This is a genomic window from Myxococcus stipitatus DSM 14675, from assembly GCF_000331735.1.
Taxonomy (GTDB): domain Bacteria; phylum Myxococcota; class Myxococcia; order Myxococcales; family Myxococcaceae; genus Myxococcus; species Myxococcus stipitatus.
The window spans coordinates 1627512-1645887 of sequence record NC_020126.1; the positions used below are offsets into that span (position 1 = coordinate 1627512).

Annotated in this window: 17 protein-coding genes; 15 read left to right on the forward strand and 2 right to left on the reverse strand. The window is 69.4% G+C overall.

The window, feature by feature from the left end; translation table 11 throughout:
• Nucleotide 1: 1 nt before the first annotated feature.
• From MYSTI_RS06525 to MYSTI_RS40475, 6 genes are all read left to right on the forward strand, one after another.
• The gene (locus MYSTI_RS06525) at nucleotides 2-934 is read left to right on the forward strand and encodes a hypothetical protein (protein ID WP_015346924.1); all 933 of its coding nucleotides are present in this window, start codon (nucleotides 2-4) and stop codon (nucleotides 932-934) included.
• A 95-nt stretch (nucleotides 935-1029) separates the two neighbouring features.
• Entirely contained in the window at nucleotides 1030-1989 is a 960-nt protein-coding gene (locus MYSTI_RS06530; RefSeq protein WP_015346925.1) for a hypothetical protein, read from the forward strand.
• A gap of 37 nt (nucleotides 1990-2026) precedes the next feature.
• On the forward strand, nucleotides 2027-3541 hold the full coding sequence (locus MYSTI_RS06535; RefSeq protein ID WP_015346926.1) for a hypothetical protein: 1515 nt from the start codon (nucleotides 2027-2029) through the stop codon (nucleotides 3539-3541).
• A gap of 8 nt (nucleotides 3542-3549) precedes the next feature.
• A complete protein-coding gene (locus MYSTI_RS06540; protein WP_015346927.1) occupies nucleotides 3550-5931 on the forward strand; it encodes a hypothetical protein in 2382 nt (793 codons plus the stop codon).
• Nucleotides 5932-5992: 61 nt separating this feature from the next.
• Nucleotides 5993-6850 (forward strand): hypothetical protein, encoded by an 858-nt coding sequence (locus MYSTI_RS06545; protein ID WP_015346928.1) that lies wholly within the window; start codon nucleotides 5993-5995, stop codon nucleotides 6848-6850.
• Between the two features lie 10 nt (nucleotides 6851-6860).
• Complete coding sequence (locus tag MYSTI_RS40475; RefSeq protein WP_015346929.1) at nucleotides 6861-7859, forward strand: WD40 repeat domain-containing protein; 999 nt, start codon at nucleotides 6861-6863, stop codon at nucleotides 7857-7859.
• Between the two features lie 15 nt (nucleotides 7860-7874).
• Here MYSTI_RS40475 and aat read toward each other — a convergent pair whose 3' ends face one another.
• Both aat and MYSTI_RS06560 read right to left on the reverse strand, forming a co-directional pair.
• The gene (gene aat / locus MYSTI_RS06555; RefSeq protein ID WP_015346930.1) at nucleotides 7875-8573 is read right to left on the reverse strand and encodes a leucyl/phenylalanyl-tRNA--protein transferase; all 699 of its coding nucleotides are present in this window, start codon (nucleotides 8571-8573) and stop codon (nucleotides 7875-7877) included.
• Between the two features lie 12 nt (nucleotides 8574-8585).
• A complete protein-coding gene (locus MYSTI_RS06560; RefSeq protein ID WP_015346931.1) occupies nucleotides 8586-9431 on the reverse strand; it encodes an LEA/WHy family protein in 846 nt (281 codons plus the stop codon).
• A 56-nt stretch (nucleotides 9432-9487) separates the two neighbouring features.
• On the opposite strand from MYSTI_RS06560, the gene MYSTI_RS06565 reads away from it, so the two are divergent.
• From MYSTI_RS06565 to MYSTI_RS06605, 9 genes are all read left to right on the forward strand, one after another.
• On the forward strand, nucleotides 9488-10126 hold the full coding sequence (locus MYSTI_RS06565; RefSeq protein WP_015346932.1) for a hypothetical protein: 639 nt from the start codon (nucleotides 9488-9490) through the stop codon (nucleotides 10124-10126).
• Nucleotides 10127-10236: 110 nt separating this feature from the next.
• Entirely contained in the window at nucleotides 10237-10416 is a 180-nt protein-coding gene (locus MYSTI_RS06570) for a hypothetical protein (protein ID WP_015346933.1), read from the forward strand.
• Nucleotides 10417-10550: 134 nt separating this feature from the next.
• A complete protein-coding gene (locus MYSTI_RS06575; RefSeq protein WP_015346934.1) occupies nucleotides 10551-12650 on the forward strand; it encodes a TonB-dependent receptor plug domain-containing protein in 2100 nt (699 codons plus the stop codon).
• 29 nt (nucleotides 12651-12679) lie between these two features.
• Nucleotides 12680-13318: an HmuY family protein gene (locus MYSTI_RS06580; protein WP_015346935.1), complete on the forward strand. Its 639-nt coding sequence runs from the start codon at nucleotides 12680-12682 to the stop codon at nucleotides 13316-13318.
• A 59-nt stretch (nucleotides 13319-13377) separates the two neighbouring features.
• Nucleotides 13378-14472 (forward strand): hemin-degrading factor, encoded by a 1095-nt coding sequence (locus MYSTI_RS06585; RefSeq protein WP_144370006.1) that lies wholly within the window; start codon nucleotides 13378-13380, stop codon nucleotides 14470-14472.
• Nucleotides 14469-15365, forward strand: a complete 897-nt coding sequence (locus MYSTI_RS06590) for a heme/hemin ABC transporter substrate-binding protein (protein ID WP_015346937.1) — start codon at nucleotides 14469-14471, stop codon at nucleotides 15363-15365. The genes MYSTI_RS06585 and MYSTI_RS06590 overlap by 4 nt, the downstream gene beginning before the upstream one ends.
• Entirely contained in the window at nucleotides 15362-16465 is a 1104-nt protein-coding gene (locus MYSTI_RS06595) for a FecCD family ABC transporter permease (RefSeq protein ID WP_015346938.1), read from the forward strand. The genes MYSTI_RS06590 and MYSTI_RS06595 overlap by 4 nt, the downstream gene beginning before the upstream one ends.
• The gene (locus MYSTI_RS06600; protein ID WP_015346939.1) at nucleotides 16462-17265 is read left to right on the forward strand and encodes a heme ABC transporter ATP-binding protein; all 804 of its coding nucleotides are present in this window, start codon (nucleotides 16462-16464) and stop codon (nucleotides 17263-17265) included. The genes MYSTI_RS06595 and MYSTI_RS06600 overlap by 4 nt, the downstream gene beginning before the upstream one ends.
• Before the next feature lie 240 nt (nucleotides 17266-17505).
• Nucleotides 17506-18354, forward strand: coding sequence for an EamA family transporter (locus MYSTI_RS06605; protein WP_015346940.1), 849 nt, complete (start codon nucleotides 17506-17508; stop codon nucleotides 18352-18354).
• Nucleotides 18355-18376: the final 22 nt, after the last annotated feature.

Genomic DNA, 18376 nt, shown 5'->3' on the forward strand with positions numbered 1-18376 from the left:
CATGTCTCGCATTCGTTCTCTGTTTCTTTCCGGGGCCCGGCGGAGTGTGTCCTGCGCGCTGGCCTTGGCCTTCTCGCCGCTGGCGGCGCTGGCCTCCGACGCCGTCTCCTTCGCGCCGCCGGAGGTCCCGACCTCTGAGCTGACGGCGCTCAGCTCGCAATATGTCCAGGAGATTGCCCTGGACATGTGCAACTGGTCCAACCGCCCGACGAACAGCACTTGCACGGCGCAGAACGCGGCGGACGCCCCGTCCACCTGGAATCGGGCGAACGCCGTCGCGTGTGCGGCGCCCACGGCTCCGGCGCCCTCGACGTCCTGGTTCGACCTGTCGCCCACCGTGGCCTGTCCCTATGACGGCATCAATGGCTGCCGGACGCAGCAGTGGCACTGGCCGGATGGGCGATATCTGAGTGGCTGGGGTTGGTCTGTCATTCATTGCCCCAGCAACCCGGTGGACTGGTCCACGGGGCTCTTCACCAAGCCCCTGGCGACCACCGTCTCCAACCATGTCTTCCTTCGCGTCCCGGGCTTCTTGAGCCACAGCCAGCCGCGCACGGTGCGTGGGCAGGTCAAGGTGATGCTCTACACGAGCAAGCCCTACAGCCCCAGTGGACTGCCGAGCGTCAGCCTGTCCGCGACGCTCGCGCTCCAGACCCAGGGGACGGACAACGTCTGGCGCGATATCGCGATACGGGTGCTGCCCGCGCCGCCCTACGGGCCGGGGACCTTCTACGAGATGTTCGAGCTGGAGGCCGTCGTCCAGCCCTACACCCCCGTGCGCGTGGAGTTGCGCGCGAACACGCTGCCGGCGCTGCGGGTGGCCGACGAGAACAACATCTGGATGAACTACCACCTGAACGCCGACCTCATCGAGGCGCGGCTCATCCTGCCGGATTGCATTCCGGACCAGTCCCGTCCCGGCTTCTGTCTCTGAGCGTCTCCGCGCGCGGCCGCGAGCCTGGAGGCTTGTCGCCGCGCGCGTGAGCCGGACGTCTTTCCAAGCACCTTTTTCACCCATCAGGAGAAGCCATGAAGAAGCGAATCACGTTCGCGGGGGCGACGTGTGCCCTGTTGTTCGCGGGACAGGCCCACGCAGTGGATGTCATCGACCTCATCTCGCCGGCGCGCTGTGAGCCGAGATTCAACCGGCTGATGAACTGTCAGATGGCTCCACGCACGTTCATCACGCCCACGGCGGAGACCGCGGTGCCCCTGCGCACGTCGCTACGCTCCGTGGTGACGGGGAACTGCTCCACCCAGTATCCGCTCGAGGCCAAGGCGGAGGCCGCTGGCGCGGCCACGGCCATCATTCCCTATCTGCGCAACGTGGAGGTGATGCTGCGGGGCGCGGGCGGTGCGCCGGTGGGCACGTTCGTGCTCAGCGACAACTCGGCCTGGACGTCCACGGCCGTCCTGGACGGCACCTGCAACATCAAGCTGGAGGTGCGCTGGAACGAGGTGGACGTGTCCAACACGGCGGAGGCCCAGGCGCTCCTCACCGCCATCGACGCCGAAATCACCGCCGCGTCGAACCACGCCTCGCGCATGGAGGAGCTGATGCTCTACCAGCGCGCGTATTCGCTCATGCGCAGCCTGGCGGACCGCTTCCGCGTCGAGTTGTCCAACGAGACGATGCAGGAGATGCGCGCGGCGGCCCTCGAGTCGGGGCCCGCCCTGGAGTCGATGATTCTCAACTGCGGCGACCTGTCCATCGAGGAGCGCCTGGCGCTGCTGCGGCTGCATGGGGGGCTCTGGGTGCTGGGCCATCCGGAGGACTGGCAGCGACCGGATGGCACGGTGATGACGCTCGAGGACCACCTGGGCGCGGACGCGGCCGAGGTGCTCGCGCGGCTCAACGCCATCATCGCCCGGCAGACGCAGAACCCTCCCGACTACGCGCAGCTCTACGACGCGGCGACGCAGGAGGTCATCCGGCTCCAGAACAAGAAGGTGCTGGCCCTGGTGCAGCTGGACCCGTGGCTGCCGTAGCGGCCCCGCTCACGACTTCCTTCAGGAGAGACAGAGCATGAAGCGATTCACACCACGAACGGCGCTCAGCGGCGCCGTGATGGCCACCCTGTTGTCCCTGGGGTGCGGGCCCACGTCGGCGCCGCACGAGCCGGAACCCCTGGCGGCGCAGGGCCAGCGCTCCGCGTACTGGCCGCGGTACTGCGCCTTCGTCGACAGGCACCACCTTCTCGAGTGCGTCGAAATCAACCAGAGCCCCCAGGTTCCCTACGACGCTGTCTTCAATCGGATGGGGAACATCTGTGGCACGGACATGACGTGCCGCTTCCAGCCCATCCAGATGCTGGTGCCGGACCCGGAATGGAACGCCACGCATGCGGAGCTGACGACGTGGCTGGATTCACAGCAGAACGTGATTGCCTTCTTGAAGAACAGCAACAAGAGCGCCGAGACGCTCAAGGCGACCCTGACCGGCATGCGCGATAGCACGCGCGGGCTCGTCAGGTCCCAGGATCGCGAGCTGGCGGCGGTGTCGAACCGCATCAAGACGATGATCGACTCCGCCGAGTCGACGGTGAAGGCGAAGGCGCGCGAGTACGGTGACCCGGTCGTGGTGGAAGAGGCCGAGGTGAAGGCCGGCATGGTGCGCGTGGAGGCGACGGTCTCCCGGGCGCGGGCGGACCTCGATGTGCTCGTGCCCGAGGTGGTCGCGCTCGCGAACCGCTTCGCCGCTTTCAAGGCGACGGAGCCCGCGACGACGGCCTCGCTGCGGACGCTGGCCACGCAGGGCTCGGCGGCGAACCTCCAGGGGCTGGTGACGGTGCAGCTCGACGCGGTGGCCCTGGCGCATCAGGAGAGCGGCGCGGCCAGCGTGTTGGCGATGGATGCGGTTCGGCTGCGCATGCAGTTGGGGCGGATCCAGGAGGACTACGTGACGAGCCTGCTGCGCGACAAGGAGTTCATCGCGCAGCGCGGGCTGGTCATGGGAGACCTCGTCGACGGGGAATTGGAGATGCTCGGGGGCATCGAGGGCTACTGCGACTCGCGCCGGCGCAAGGTGCTCACCGCGGTGGACCGCCTGCTGGAAGGCATGAAGCAGCGCCGCGACGCGCTCATCGGCCTGGAGGCGGACGCGGCCACTCGCCAGGCGATGGCGGACGCGGCCTTCCTCACCGCGTCGCAGCGCTTCCTGGACGACGTCACCGCGCGCAGCACCCAGCTCTGGAAGGTGGCTCCGAAGAGCACGGTGCTGAAGCTGTCGTTCCTGTCGGAGAAGTTCGACCAGATGGAGTCGTATCTGCAGTTCGAGCCCGCGTGCGCGCCGCCAGCGGCGGGACAGCGCTCGTGGAGGGAGACGGGATGCGTGGCGATGCGCCGGGACTTCTCCCGCGTGCGCACGTGGATGACGTCCACGCTGCCGGGAACGCTGCGGCTCAACGTGGCGATGATGCGCAACGCGGGCACGGTGCCCGCGGCGATGCTGCTGGAGGTGGAAGCGAAGCTGGCCGCGGGTCAGCTCAAGGACGCCGCGACGGTGCATGACGCCGCGCTGCGCAAGTCCGACGGACTGTGAGACCCGACATGAGAAACCGACTGAACTTCTTCTCGCGTGCGCGGGCCAGCAGGGCTCCGCGCGGCATCCTGGCCCTCCTGCTCGCGCTGCTGTGCGCGCGCCCGGCATGGGCAGACACGTACGACATCGTCTGGGAGACCGTCTCGTATATCGGCTCGAAGGGGAGCAACAACAACGCGACCATCGTGCGCGAAGGCATCCCCATCTTCGACGTCAACCTCATCCCCCTGCCGACGTACACGGTCCCCAACCAGCTTCGGGCGGCGCAGAACGGGGACCGCTACAACATGTTCCATGCGCCGTTCGACTCAGTCCTGCTGAGGCCGGGCGCCAACTCCTTCTACTTCGGCATCACCACCGTGGGAGGGGATGGGCAGACGTACACGACGGAGCTCGTCCGGCTCGCGCGTCCGGGTCAGTCGCCCTTGCCGCTGTTCTCCGTCAACCGGGCGGGGACGGCGTTCACGGGCGCCACGAACGTGAACTTCTCGCTGAGAGAGCTCAACCCGGGCCTGGCGGACCGCATCGCCGAGATGGAGCGAGCCATCTCCGAGGACCGGAACAAGATTCTGGGGAACGCGACGAGCATCGCGGACATGCAGGCGCGGCAGGCGCGGCTCGACAGCCTCCAGGCGGAGCTCGAGGCGTTGCTGCAGAAGGGCTTCGACGAGCTGACCGCCGCGGAGCTGGACGCGCTGCTGAAGCGCTACGCGGACCTGCCGGCGGGGACGCGCAACGCGCTGGTGAACCTGGTGGCGGACCTGAAGAAGAACGTGGCGCAGCTGCGCGCGGAGATTGCGCGCATCACCACGGAGTTGGGCCTCCACGTGGACGAGGCGGTGTCGCTCATCGAGGCCGCCGTGGCGCAGGCGGGACACGACCTGAACTCGCCCGACAGCTTCGAGACGGGCAGCGGCCTGGACGAGGTGCCGGACGTGACGGTTCCGGAGGTCGTCCCCAACGACGACTTCGACCCGGAGCATGACCCGTACGCGGCCTTCGCCCAGCAGGTGATTTCGCGCCTGGAGCAGCAGATGGGGACGGGCTCGGCGGAGGACCGGCGAGGGTTCTTGAGCACGGTGCGGAGCTGGCGCGTCAACGTGGCCGCGATGCAGCGCTCGCTGGAGGCGCGCGCGGCCGTGTCCACGCAGGAGTGGGCCGCGTTCCTCAACGCGCGTCAGAGCGTGGCCTCCTACGTGCTCAACTTCATGGATGAGTCGGGCTGGTTCCTGGACAGCCCCATCCCCTTGGAGATTCGCGAGCGGTTGGACTCGGTGCTGATGGCTCACACGCCCCAGGCCGCCAACGCGCTCAAGGACGCGCTGGCCGGCTGGGACGCGAACATGACGCCCGAGGAGCGGCTGTTCCTGGACACCATCAACGCGATGCTCCAGGGCGCGGCCTCCGCCATCATGAGTGTGGATTGGGGCTTCGAGCGGCTCCTCGAGCTCACGCAGATGGTGAACTCCGCGGCCACCGCCGCCGTCGAGATCTCCCGCGTGCTCGTGGGCTTCACCCCCGTGGGCGACATCCTGGACCTGTGCGAGGCCGTGACGGGCAAGAAGTTCTGCATGCCCGGTGGCGAGAACCTGTCGACCGAGGAGCGTGTCGCCTCCGGGTTGGGGGTCTTCATCGGCAGCGGAGCCTTCTGGCATGGCGTCATGGCGGTGGCACCCGTGGGGGCCCGCGTCGCCAAGACGATCGACAACCTGCTGCTGGACCTGGGCGCGGCGGAGGCTCGGCTGCTGCGCACCCGGCTGGGCGACAACGCCATCGCTCACCTGGGCGACCTCACCGGCGCGCAAATCAAGCACCTGGCGGATGTCTATGGCGATGTGTTCGTCACGAAGTTCGCCTCCACGGTGGGCGGCGAGTCGATGCACAAGGTCGTGGGCCTGGACATCTTCGGCGCCGTGTGGAGCCCGGCGGTTCGCGACACCGTGTTCACGAAGAACCTTGGCGCCGCGGTTCGCAACCTGCCGCCGATGAAGGGCATGTATCTGGACGAGGTCCGGCTGCTGCTGCCGCAGAAGGGCTTCGTCATGAAGGCGTCCGACAACGTCCAGGAGGTCTGGGCCCATGCGGATGGCTCCATCATCCGCATTGCTCCCAACGGAACGGGCGGGCGTCCACGGCCGCATCTCAAGAAGGAGATTTCGCACACCCCCAACCAGTGGGCGGACGCGGACATCGCCTGCAAGGTGACGGACACCAACGTGCTGGTTCCCCAGGGGCAGAAGGAGGCCCGGGCGGGATTCAACAAGTGGTTCCGCGAGGCGATGATGGCCAAGTCGAAGAACGCCGGTGCCCGGGACCTGGATGCCGCCGAGCGCGCGATGCTGGAGCAGATCTGGGCGGACGCGTCTCACATGGACCTGACGCCCCTGTAGTCAGCCTTTCATTCAACCCATGCGCCGGGCCCTCACGGGCCCGGCTGGACACATCCATCTCATGAAGAACTTCAAGAACGCTTTCACCCCGGCGCTCGCCGCGCTGGGGCTGCTCATGGCCTCCGCTCCGGTGGCGGCCCAGGAGTCCTCGGCCTTCAGCTTCCAGTATCAACGCGAGGTGTCCATCGACCTGTGCAACTGGGCGGACCGCCCCATCGGCGCCAGCACCTGCGTCACGGTGGACACGTCCAGCAGCAATCCCATCGCATGCGATGCGCCGTCCCTGCCTCCACCGACGACGCGGGACACGTTCCTGCTCTCGGCCAGCGACCCGTGTCCGCTGGACCCGTACAACGGCTGCCCGCGTCAGCGCTGGCGCTGGAGTGACGAGCGGATGCTCAGCGGCTTCCGAGGCAATGAGCTGCGCTGCCCCTCGGACCCGCTGAAGTGGGGGACGAGCTTCTACACGGCGCCGCTGCTGACCTCGAAGAGCGGCCACGTGTTCATGCGGATTCCGGCGTTCTTCGCCCACCAGACGGCGAAGAAGGTCCGCGTCCAGGCGAAGCTGCGTCCGTACTCGCTGCGCCCCTGGGTGCCGGCGAACCTGCCCTACCAGCCGATGACCGCCATCCTCGCGCTCCAGCAACTCAACGCGAGCAACGTCTGGGTGGATCTCTCGACGCAGGTGATTCACGACGTGACGGAGCACACCACCACGTATTACGTGTACGAGACCGAGGCCCTGGTGCAGCCCTTCTCCATGGTGCGGTTGGAGCTGCGGGCGGGCTCCATCCCCACTCCCGTGTCGAACGAGGATACGGAGTACTACAAGAACTACCACCTGGAGCTCGACATCATGGATGGCCGGGTCATCCTTCCGGAGTGCATCCCGGACCACAGCACCGGGACCTGTCTCTAAGAGCGCGCGCATGACTTCCTCACGTCCTCTCATCACTCCGTCCAATGCCTCGCGGCTGAAGCAAGTCGGCCGGCTCGGCCCCGAGCTGAAGGCGAGCACCGCCGTCTCGGGCCAGCGGCTTGCGTTCTCGCCCCAGGGCTCCGTGGTCCTCGCGCTGGCCTTGGGGGGCACACCGTTGCGGTGGTGGGACGTGGGGGCTCCGCCTGGCGGGCCCAGAGGGACTCATGAGCCGCGCTCCGCGGTGGAGGCGGCGGTGCTCCCCGACGCGGAGCACATCGTTACCGTGGGCCCCGCGAGCCTCTCGCCCGCGGGGCTCTGGCGGCCGAGGTTGGTGTCCCTCTCCACGAAGGATGGAACGCTCACGCGTGAGCATCACCTGTCCAACGCGGTGACCCGCTTCTCCATGTCCGGAGGAGGGGAGTGGCTGCTGCTGATGCCGTTGGATGGTGAGTCGCCTCTGGTGTGGGACGTGAAGGCCTGGCGGCCACTGTGCGAGTTCACGCCGTTGGACATGGGTGTCCATGTCTCGTCGTGCGCGCTCTCTCCGGATGGCCGCTTCGCGGCGGCGACCTTCTCCGCGGACGATGGGCGCTCGGGGAACCTCTGGCTCTGGGCGGTGGGCGAAGGGGCGCAACCCGTGGTGCTGTCCATCGACGCGCCCACTCTGTGGAGTCTCGCGTTTCATCCGACGGAGCCGCTCCTGGTCGTGGGCGGCAGCACGGAGGAGGTCGCGGTGGTTGACCTGAGGGAGCGTCGCCTCGTGAAGATGCTCCCGGGCTTCGTTGGCTACACGTGCAACCTCAGCTTCAATCCCCAGGGTGACCTGCTCATTGCGTCCTGGGATGGTCGAGGCTTTGGGGTCCACCGCTTCGATACCGGCGAGGAGGTGTTCCACTTCAGTGATGGCGATGACCTGAACGCGAGTGACGCGCTCTTCTCGCCGGATGGACGCCTGGTCGCGTGGGGCCAGGGCGACGGCACCGTGGCCTTGTGGGGCGTGGAGGACTGACGCCCCTCGGGCTCGTCACGACGGCGTGGGCTCGGTCCACGAGCCCTGCCGCGTGGATTCATCCAGGGCCCGGCGCAGCGCGGTGAGGAAGCGCTTTCGCGTCCAGTCCTCCGCGCCGAAGCGCGCCAGGTGTTCCGTCTCCACCTGGCAGTCGATGAACTGGAACCCCCACGTCTTGAACCGCTCCACCGCCGTCGCGAACGCCACCTTCGACGCATCCGGCGCCAGCGCGAACATGCTCTCGCCGAAGAAGGCCGCGCCCAGCGACACGCCGTACAGGCCGCCCTTCAGCTCGCCCCCCGCCCACGCCTCCACCGAGTGCGCGAAGCCCCGCTCGTGCAGCGCGACGTACGCCTCCAGCATCTCGTCCGTAATCCACGTCCCCGTCTGCCCGGGACGCGACACGCGGCCACACTCGGTGATGACCCGCGCGAAGGCCGTGTCGTAGCGCACCTCGTAGTCCCCTCGCGCCATCGTCTTGCGCAGGCTGCGGCCCACGTGGAGCTTGTCCGGCTCCAGCACGAAGCGCGGGTCCGGCGAATGCCAGAGGATGGGGTCCCCCGCGCTGAACCACGGGAAGATGCCGCGCGAGTACGCGGCCAGCAGCCGCTCCGGGCTCAGGTCTCCGCCCACGGCCAACACGCCACTCTTGTCCGCGCGCTCCGGAGGGGGAAACAGCTCCGGATGCTCTTCACTCAACAAATAGATGGGCACGCGGCGCCCATCCTACCGGGACACGTTGAGCTTCACCTCGCCCGTGAGCGAGTACGGCACTCGCATCAACGGCCCCGTCAGCTCTCCCGTCACGCCATAGGGCAGGATTCCCCGCGAGATGAGCGACCTCACCTCCGGCCCCCAGGAGTCCTTCGTCACGGAGACCTCCACCGGATACACCCCCGTGGCGGACGCCTCCACGCTGTCCGACTGGGCCAGCATCCCGCTGTCCATCGCCTTGCCGGCCACGGCCACCTGCCACGTGAGCCCACTCAACTTGAGCGGGAAGGGGTTGGGATTGCGAATCCCCAGCCGCAGGTTGAGCTGCACCTCCTCGGCGGAGTAGCGCGCCCCGTCCAACTCCTCCACGACGATGGTGGGAAGCCTGGGCACCCGGACTCCTCGGCTCGCGGCGAAGGGGAGCTTCTGCTCGATGTCCCCCGTGCGCACCACCAGCACCCCTCGGAGCGCCAGGAGCACCGTGCCCCCTTGGGCGCTCAGCCGCGCCAGGTCCTCCGGGCTCTGCACGTAGGCCGCGCGCTCCTCGAACGACAGCGCCACCGGCGCCCCGCGCTCCAGCCGCGTCCCAAGCTTCGTGGTGCCCTGCTTCAGCACCTTCCCCTCGGACACGAGCTCATAGTCGGCCCGCTCCACCTGTCCGGAGCTCGCGGCCTCCAACTGGGCGCTGAAGCGGAGGGTGGCCTCCGTGAGGCCCTGGGAGACCACGGAAGTGTCCTGGGCCGTCAACGTGACGACCCGGGAAGCGGGGCTGACGGGGGTGGAGGCACACCCCCAGCCCACCCAAGCCAAGGCCGCCAACAGGACCACGGGCGAAGTCGAGCGCATCACGCTAGACATTGTGTGCACCGGGGGAGCCGCCCCCAAGGGCTTTTCCGCTAGACTGTCAACCACTCGTGGTCCGACGCCGCCCCAACTTCAACAAGACGCTCCGCGCCCTCATCCGGGACATCGCGACGAAGCTGCCGGAGTTCGCCCACGTGAAGGCGGGCCGAGTCCTGGTGGTGGCGGGTGAAGCGCGCCGCGCCTCCCGAGGCACCATCAAGCCCCTGTGCTTCCGGGGCGGCAAGTGCAAGGACCGCCGCGGCCGGCGCAAGCCCATCATCCGCATCCGCAGCCGGCGCATGCTGTACTGCATCACCCTGCGGCCCCTCTTCTTCCGAGGCTCCTCCGCCAAGGCCCGCTTGGAGACGGTGGTCCACGAGCTGTTCCACATGTCGCGCCGCTTCGACGGCACCCTGCACTCCGGCCGCCGCCACGCCGTGCTGGGCAAGGACTTCTCCCGGAAGCTGCGCCCGCTCGTGCGCCGCTACCTCAAGCTGTGCCCCCCGGAGCTGCTCGCCCCGCTCGCCTACACCGGCGAGGTGCGCGTCCTCCAATGGCTGGAGCGCCCCGGCCCCGCCTACATCCCCGGCACCCACCGGCGTGTGCGCAAGGTCTACACCGAGGACCAGCTCTACTACGGCATCACCCGCATGGTGACGCCCAAGCCCCGCGTCCGCCGCGACGCAGCCCCCCGCGCCAAGCTCCACTGAGCAACCTCCCAGGCCGACTCTGTGGGCCTCAGGACACTGATTCTGTGAGTAGGTTGACTTTGATAATCAGTATCAATATCGTCCGTTGTAGTTGAGACAGCGGAGTGGAGATGAGCGACGGATGCCAGCAGGGCGGTGAGGCGGATGAGCTGCGATGCCTGTGCGGGAGCCTGTTGGCCAGGCTGGTGCCGGGAGGCGTGGAGCTGAAGTGCCGCCGCTGTCGCCGGACGCGGGTGATTCCGTTGGAGCCGTCCGCGAGTGGTGCCGTGGCGCCCAGGGCGCGCGGCTGAGCAGACGAAGTGCCCGGGTGTGCAGGCCTGGGAGCAGGACCGAATTTTTCTGAGGCCCGAGGCCCCTGAGCCCAGCGCCCCACGGGGATTCCCTCTGACGGGAGTCCCACCGGCCATGCGCCGGAGGACGCAGTATGCGTGGGAGTTGGTGGCTTCTTGTGCTGGCCTGGGCCGCGCCGTCGTTGGCGTGGGGCCGTGCGCCTTCTTCCCCGTCGACTGAGTCCAGGGACGCGAACGCGTCCGTCCCCGTGGAGCCTGTGTCCTCCGAGCCTGTCGTGGGCTCCGAGGACGCGACGGTGGTGTCGGAGCAGGCCGAGGTCGTCGCGGGTCCAGGGGCCCCGGCGACCTCGGCATCTTCGACGCCCGCCGAGCCGTCTGTTGAAGCCGAGACCGCGAAGGACGATGTGCCGGTGGCGCGCACGGTGGTGACGGCGTCGCGCCGGCAGGAGCGGCTGAGCGAGACGCCCGTGGCCACGGAGGTCATCACCCGCTCGGAAATCCTGGCGACGGGCGCGCGCGACGCGTCGGAGCTGCTGGCCGCGCACCCGGGGCTGCAGGTGGTGCAGACCTTCGCGGGGGCATCCGTGCAGGTGCAGGGCCTGGGGCCCGAGTACGTGCTGGTGCTGGTGGATGGAGAGCGGGTGGCGGGCCGCGTCGCGGGTGGCGTGGACCTGTCGCGGCTGTCGCTCGAGGACGTGGAGCAGGTGGAGATCGTCAAGGGCCCGTCGTCGGTGCTCTACGGCAGTGACGCGGTGGGCGGCGTGGTGAACTTCATCACGCGGCGCGCGCGACAGCCGCTCGGCGGCGAGCTCCGCGTCGCCTATGGCGAGCTGAACCGGTTGGACTTGGACGCGACGGGCGAGGCGCGCGGCGAGCGCTGGGGCCTGCGCGTGAGCGGTGGGATGCAGCGCCGCTCGTCGTATGACTTGCAGCCCTCGGACGAGGGCACCACGGGCAGCAGCCTGGAGGGCTTCGACGTCTCCGCGAGTGGAGACTTGAAGGGGGAGGGCGCCTTCTCGTTGGAGGGCTCCGCGGGCTTCTCGCGGCGCACGCAGCGTGGGGTGGACCTGGGCGTCGCGGGGGCGGTGTTCGACCGGGCGAGCCGCGATACCTCGATGACCGGGCGCATGGCGCCGTCCTGGAAGCTCAGCGACGAGGCGACGCTGCGCGTAGAGGGCTCCTACACCCACTTCCAGCGGCGCTACCTGCGAGACCAACGTCGAGCCACCGCGCTGGACACGGTGGAGGACACCCGCGAGCAGCAGGCGCGCGTGGGCACTCAGCTCGACGCGCGCGTGGGTGAGCACCATGCCTTCGTCGTGGGCGCGGAGGTGCTGGGCGAGCTGCTCGCGGCGGACCGACTGGACTCCGGACAAGGAGAGCGCGGGCGGGCCGCCGTCTACGCGCAGGACAGCTGGACGCTGGCGACGGGGCCCAAGCTGGTGGTGGTGCCTGGCGCGCGCGTGGACGTGGACACGCAGTTCGGCACGGCCGTCACGCCTCGGCTCGCGGCGAAGGTGGACCCGCTGTCGTGGCTCACGCTGCGCGGCAGCTACGGCTGGGGCTACCGCGCGCCGGGCTTCCAGGAGCTGCTCCTCGACTTCGAGAACCCCACCGTGGGCTATGCCGTGCGCGGCAACCCGGACCTGAAGCCGGAGCGCTCGCGCAGCTTCAGCGTGTCCGCGGAGCTTCGGCCGCTGGAGTCCTCGCTCGTGTGGGTGAGCGCGTTCCAGCACTCGCTGCGCGACATGATTGGCACGTCGCTCCAGCAGTTGAGCGAGGGGCAGCTCTTCACCTACGTCAACGTGGCGCGAGCGCGCGTGCGCGGCGGCGAGGTGGGGCTCCGTCAGCGCCTTCCGTGGCGCCTCTCCGGCGAGGTGGCGTACTCTCTCACCGACGGGCGCGATGAGTCGATGAACCGGGCGCTGGAAGGGCAGACGCGTCACCGCTTCACCGCGCAGGCCACATGGCGTCATCGCGAGTGGGGCCTGGAGACATGGGCCCGCGCGGCGCTGGTGGGCGAGCGTCCCTTCTACCCGGACACGGACGGCGACGGCATCGCCAATCCCTATCAGTCGAAGCCCTACGTCACCGTGGACGCCCGCGTCGCGTGGCGCCCGCGCGAGTCCCTCCAGTTCTTCGTGCTGGGGTCCAACCTCGCCGACGCGGGCAACGCCACGGACCTGCCCATTCCTCCTCGTGCCTTCCAGGCCGGCGTCTCGTTCCGGCTGTGAATCACCCCTCTCTACTTCAAGGAGCCCTCATGTCCCGCCCCACCTTCCTCTCCGTGTCCCGCGCCGCCGCCGCGCTGTGCCTGGCCGGTACGCTCTCCGCTTGTGGTGACGACCTGGAGCTCACGCCCGCGCCGCCCAATGGCACGCATGTGAGTCACGTCAGCAACGCGGACGGCTCCATCACCACCGTGGTGGACGCCACGAGCAAGGAGGCCTGGATTGGCTTGGACCTGGACACCGGCGAGCAGGTGAGCGCGGGCCAGGATGCCGTCTGGGATTTGTCCTTCCAGCGCTTCGGCGTCCGCTCGCGGGGTGGCGTGAATGGGAAGGGCGGCGTGGAGGTGGCGGTGCTGCCCGCGCAGGACTTCACCAAGCTGACCCAGGCGCCCGTGAGCGGGTACTCGGTGGACGCGGATGACGGCGACGACGAGGGCGCGGACCCGGACACGGTGTTCCAGGCCAACGGCGGCTGGTACGCCTACGACGTCTCGTCGCACAAGCTGACCGCGCGTCAGCAGGTGTACGTCGTGCGCTCCGACTCGAAGGCGTACTTCAAGGTGGAGATGCTCTCCTACTACGACGACGCCGGCACGCCCGCGATGCTCAAGCTGCGCTGGGCGAAGGTGTCCGCGCCCGCGTCGGGCTCGTCCGTCGAAGCGTCTCACTGATTCTTGGTCGTGGATGTCTGTCGTTGATGTGGATGCACCCCTCTCCCCTGGAACCCGTCATGATTGCTCCTTCTGTCTCCACCGCGTCTTCTTCCGAGCCCACCGCCCTCCGTCAGCGCTGGCACGCGCTGAGAGAGAGCCAACCGCGCACGCGCATCCGCGATGCCGCGACACAGCTGGGGGTGAGTGAGGCCCAGTTGCTCGCGACGGGCGTGGGCGAGGACGTCGTGCGGCTGGACCTGCGGCTCGACACGCTGCTGCCGAAGCTGGAGTCGCTGGGCAAGGTGATGACGCTCACGCGCAACGAGAGCGCGGTGCATGAGAAGCGCGGCCTGTACCGCAACGTCGAGGTGAACGGCGCCGTCGCGCTGGCGCTGGACGAGAACATCGACCTGCGGCTGTTCCTCCACCGGTGGCGCTTCGGCTTCGCGTTCCGCGAGGTGCGGCCCGAGGGCACGCGGCGCAGCCTGCACTTCTTCGACCCCGCGGGCATGGCCATCCACAAGGTCTACGTGGAGGACGAGGCGGGCGTCAGCGCGTTCGAGCAACTGGTGACGGACTACACCCACGCGGAGCAGTCGCGCGAGCTGCCCGTGGAGCCGGTGGCCGCCGCCGAGGTGCCTCGGCCCGACTCCGAGATTGACGTGGAGGGGCTGGTGAGTGGCTGGCGCGGGCTCCAGGACACGCACGAGTTCTTCCCGCTGCTGCGCCGCTTCAAGGTGGCGCGCACGCAGGCGCTGCGCCTGGTGAGCCCGGAGATGACCACGCCCGTGGCGCCCGCGTCGCTGACGTGGGTGCTGGAGAAGGCGTCCGCGTCGGGGCTGCCCATCATGGTGTTCGTGGGGAACGCCGGCGCCATCCAGATTCACACGGGCCCCGTGCACACCGTCCGCGCCATGGGGCCGTGGATGAACGTGCTGGACCCGAGCTTCAACCTGCACCTGCGCACGGACCACATCCACTCGGCGTGGGTTGTCCGCAAGCCCACGCGCGACGGCATCGTCACCTCGCTGGAGCTGTTCGACGCGGCGGGGGAGAACATCGCGCTGCTCTTCGGCAAGCGGAAGCCCGGCGTGCCCGAGTCCCTCGAGTGGCGGGCGCTCATCGATGAGCTGGTCGCCGCGCTGCCCGTCTCGACGGCGGTGGTGTCATGAAGCGCGCCTCCTGGCTCGTGGCGGGATTGCTCCTGGCGCAGCCCGCGCTGGCCGCGGAGCCCCAGGCGAAGGGCAAGGCTCCCGCCGCCGCGAAGGCTCCCATGGTCTCTGTCCCCAAGCTGGTGACGGTGGGGCCGGCCATCACGGAGACGGTGTTCGCGCTGGGGATGGGCGAGCAGGTGGTGGGCGTGGACGACACCAGCCTCGCGCTGCCCGTGGCGCGTGGTCGTCCTCGCGTGGGCTATCTGCGTGCGCTCTCCTCGGAGTCGCTGCTCGCGCTGGGGGCGGGGTGGCTGCTGGCCACGGATGAGGCGGGGCCCCCGGGCGTCCTCGAGCAGCTCCGGACCGGCGGCATGGAGGTCGTCGTGCTGTCCAACAAGCCCACGGTGGACGAGGCGCGGCTGCGCATCCGCACGCTGGCGGCGAAGCTGGGCCGCATGGCCGAGGGCGACGCCGTGATTGCCCGCCTGGAGAAGGACCTGAAGCGCGCCGAGGCACGGGCGGCGGTGAAGCCCGCGAAGCCCACGCGTGTCCTCTCGCTCTATGCCCGGGGCGCCAATGCGCTGATGGTCGCGGGCTCGGAGACGGCGACGAATGAGCTCATCCGGCTGGCGGGCGCGGTGAACGCGGTGTCGGGTTACTCCGGCCACAAGCCGTTGACGGCCGAGGCGGCGGTCCTGGCCGCGCCGGACATCATCATGCTCCCCGCGAGCACGCTGACGGCGCTGGGCGGAGAGCAGGGCCTGCGCGCGGTTCCCGGACTGTCCCAGGTGAAGGGCTGGAAGGTGGTCCCCATCGACGACGTCCACTTCATGAGCCTGGGGCCTCAGCTGGGCAAGGCCGTGCACCTCTTGCAGGACGGCATGGGGCTGCCCGCGCGGGACGAGACATGAGCGCGTCGGATGTCGCCTCCACCCCCGTGTCCGCGTCGTTTCCGGCGCGGGCGCAGGCGCGGTCGGCCTACTCGCGCCCCCGTCCTTGGTGGGTGCTGGGCACGGCGCTCGCGGGCGCGGTGTTGATGTCGCTCGCGGTGGGCTCGGTGCGAGTGCCACTCTTGGGCCTCGTGGGCAGCGTGCTCGGGGCGCTGGGCGTGGAGACGGGGCATCGGTTGGAGCCCATGCAGGAGGCGGTGCTGCTCTCCATCCGGCTGCCGCGCGTGGTGCTCGGCGTGCTGGTGGGCGCGGTGCTCGCCACGTGTGGCGCCGCGCTCCAAGCGTTGTTCCGAAACCCGCTCGTGGAGCCGGGGTTGTTGGGCACCTCGAGTGGCGCGGCGCTGGGGGCGGTGACGGCCATCGTCATGGACGTCGCGCTCAGCTCGCGGCTGGGGCCGTTCCGCATCCTGGCGGTGCCGGGCGCGGCCTTCATCGGCGCGCTGGGGGCCACGATGCTCGCGCAGCGCATCGGGACGGGCGGTGGGCGCACGGAGACGGCGCGCATCCTCTTGTCGGGTGTGGCGGTGAGCGCGGGAGCGGCGGCGGGCATTGGCCTGCTCATGCAGGTGGCGACGGACGCACAGCTTCGCACCATCACCTTCTGGACGTGGGGCAGTCTGGCGGGCTCCTCGTGGAGCGTGGTGGGGGCGTCGGCGGCTCCGCTCGCGGTGGCGCTGTGGCTGCTCTTGCGCGAGGCACGCACGCTGAATCTGTTGCTCCTCGGAGAGCGCGAGGCGTGGCACCTGGGCGTGGATGTGGAGCGGCTCAAGCGCCGGCTCATCCTCGCGGCGGCGCTGGGCGTTGGAGCGGCGGTGTCCGTCACGGGCATCATCGGCTTCGTGGGGTTGTTGGTGCCCGCGCTGTTGCGGCTGGCGCTGGGGCCCGACCATCGACGATTGATGGGCGCTTCCGCGCTGCTGGGCTCGACGCTGCTGGTGGTGGCGGACACGCTGTCGCGTACGGCGGCGGACCCGGCGGAGTTGCCCGTGGGCGCGCTGACGTCCGTGTTGGGGGTGCCGGTCTTCGTCGCGCTCCTGGCGCGCGGTAAGGGGGCGGTATGAGCCTCCAGGCACGGGGCATCGAAGTGTGGCGGGGCCGAGGGTGCGCCTTGGGCCCCCTGTCCCTGGAGTTGGTCCCTGGCGAGGTGCTCGCCGTCGTGGGGCCCAACGGTGCTGGCAAGTCCACGCTGTTGTCGGCGTTCTCGGGTGAGCTGCGCTGCGCGGTGGGCGAAGTCCTGCTGGATGGGCAGCCGCTGTTGAAGTGGCCGTCGCGCGAGCGTGCGCTGCGGTTGGGCGTGCTCCCACAGGAGTCGTCGCTGGGGTTTGGTTTCACGGTGCTGGAGGTGGCGCTCCTGGGCCGCAGTCCTCATGTGTCGCGAGGTGAGGGCAGCGCGGACATGGAGGTGGCGCTGGCTGCGCTGGATGTGATGGACATCCGGCATCTGGCGTCGCGGCCCTACACGGCGCTCTCGGGTGGAGAGCGGCAGCGTGCGCAGTTGGCGCGCGTGCTGGCGCAACTCTGGGATGCGCCGACGGATGGGCATCGCTATCTCTTGCTCGACGAACCGACGTCGAGTCTGGACCTGGCGCATCAACACCTGGTCCTGGAGGAGGCCACGCGTTTTGCTCGCAAGGGCGGCGCGGTGCTCGCGGTGCTTCACGACTTGAATCTCGCCGCGCGCTACGCGCATCGCATCGCGGTGCTCGCGGGAGGCAAGCTGGTGGAGCTGGGGCCTCCTTCTCAAGTCCTGCGTGCCGAGCTCATCGCCAGCACGTTTGGTCTGCAGGTCCAGGTGGTGCAGTGGCCAGACGTCGCGGGGCCGCTCGTCATCCCCTCGGGCCGTGCCTCGCCTCCTGCGTGAGCGGAGGTGGTGGGTGAAGTGGAAGCAGTCTTGAAGTGACTTCTCGCGGGGGTGTGCGGCGGACCCGGCCTCCCTCCAAGCAGCACCGTCGGGCGCCCGCCCCCGCGAGGAGTGTCTTCAACGAAGGTCCAGGCACACGCGTTGTCTGTTTCCGGCCCCAGCGGGCTGGCGAGCGGACAGAGGACTGCGCCGGGGCAGGGGACGCGATACATACGGGCTTCGCGCCGTCGAGGAGCCTCGTTGGAGACCGTTGCCCTGGTGTGGGTGTTGTTGTCCGCGTTCCTGCACGCGTCGTGGAACGCGATGCTCAAGAAGCATCCGCATCCCGAGGCCGGGGTGGTGGGTGTCATCACCGTGGCGATGGTGGGCGGAGGGCTCTGGGCATTCGGGATGAAGGGGGAGGCGTTCCCCACCACGCGAGGGCTCGCCTGGGCGCTGGCGGCGGGGGCGTGTGAGAGCGTCTATCTCGCGGCGTTGTCCCGGGCGCTGCATCGAGCACCGCTGGGCCTGGCGTACACGGTGTCGCGCGGTGGGGCGATGTTGCTGGTGTGGCCCGTGTCCGTGCTGCTGCTGGGGGAGCCGGTCTCCGCGTGGACGCTCACGGGGGCGGTGGTGCTGGGCGGCGGGCTCGCGGTGATGCATGTGGCGCGTCCGACGGGGCCCGCGGCTTCGGGCGTGGCCTGGGCCGCGCTGGCGGCGGTGGCCATCGCGGGCTACCACTTGAGTTACAAGCTGGCGCTCGCGGAGGGGGCACAGCCGCCCGCGCTGTTCACGACGGGACTGCTCGTCGCGTTGCCGGTGCTGATGCTGGAGCGCGGCCGGAGCCTGGGGTGGGGCGCGCTTCAACGTCAGGCGTGGAGCCGCCCCGGGCTGGTCGTCACGGCGGGAGCCATCTGCATGGCGTCCTTTGCGCTGCTCTTGTCGGCGCTCAACGACAGCGGAGCGGGGGCCGTGCTCACGTTGCGCAACACCTCCATCGCGTTCGCGTTGGTGCTGGCGGCGCTCCAAGGAGAGCGACTCGGGCGCCGCCAACTCCTGGGCGCGGCGCTTGTCTCCGTGGGCGCGGTGTTGCTGGGAATGCCCGCGTAGAGGCGGCCCGGGCACGCTCCGA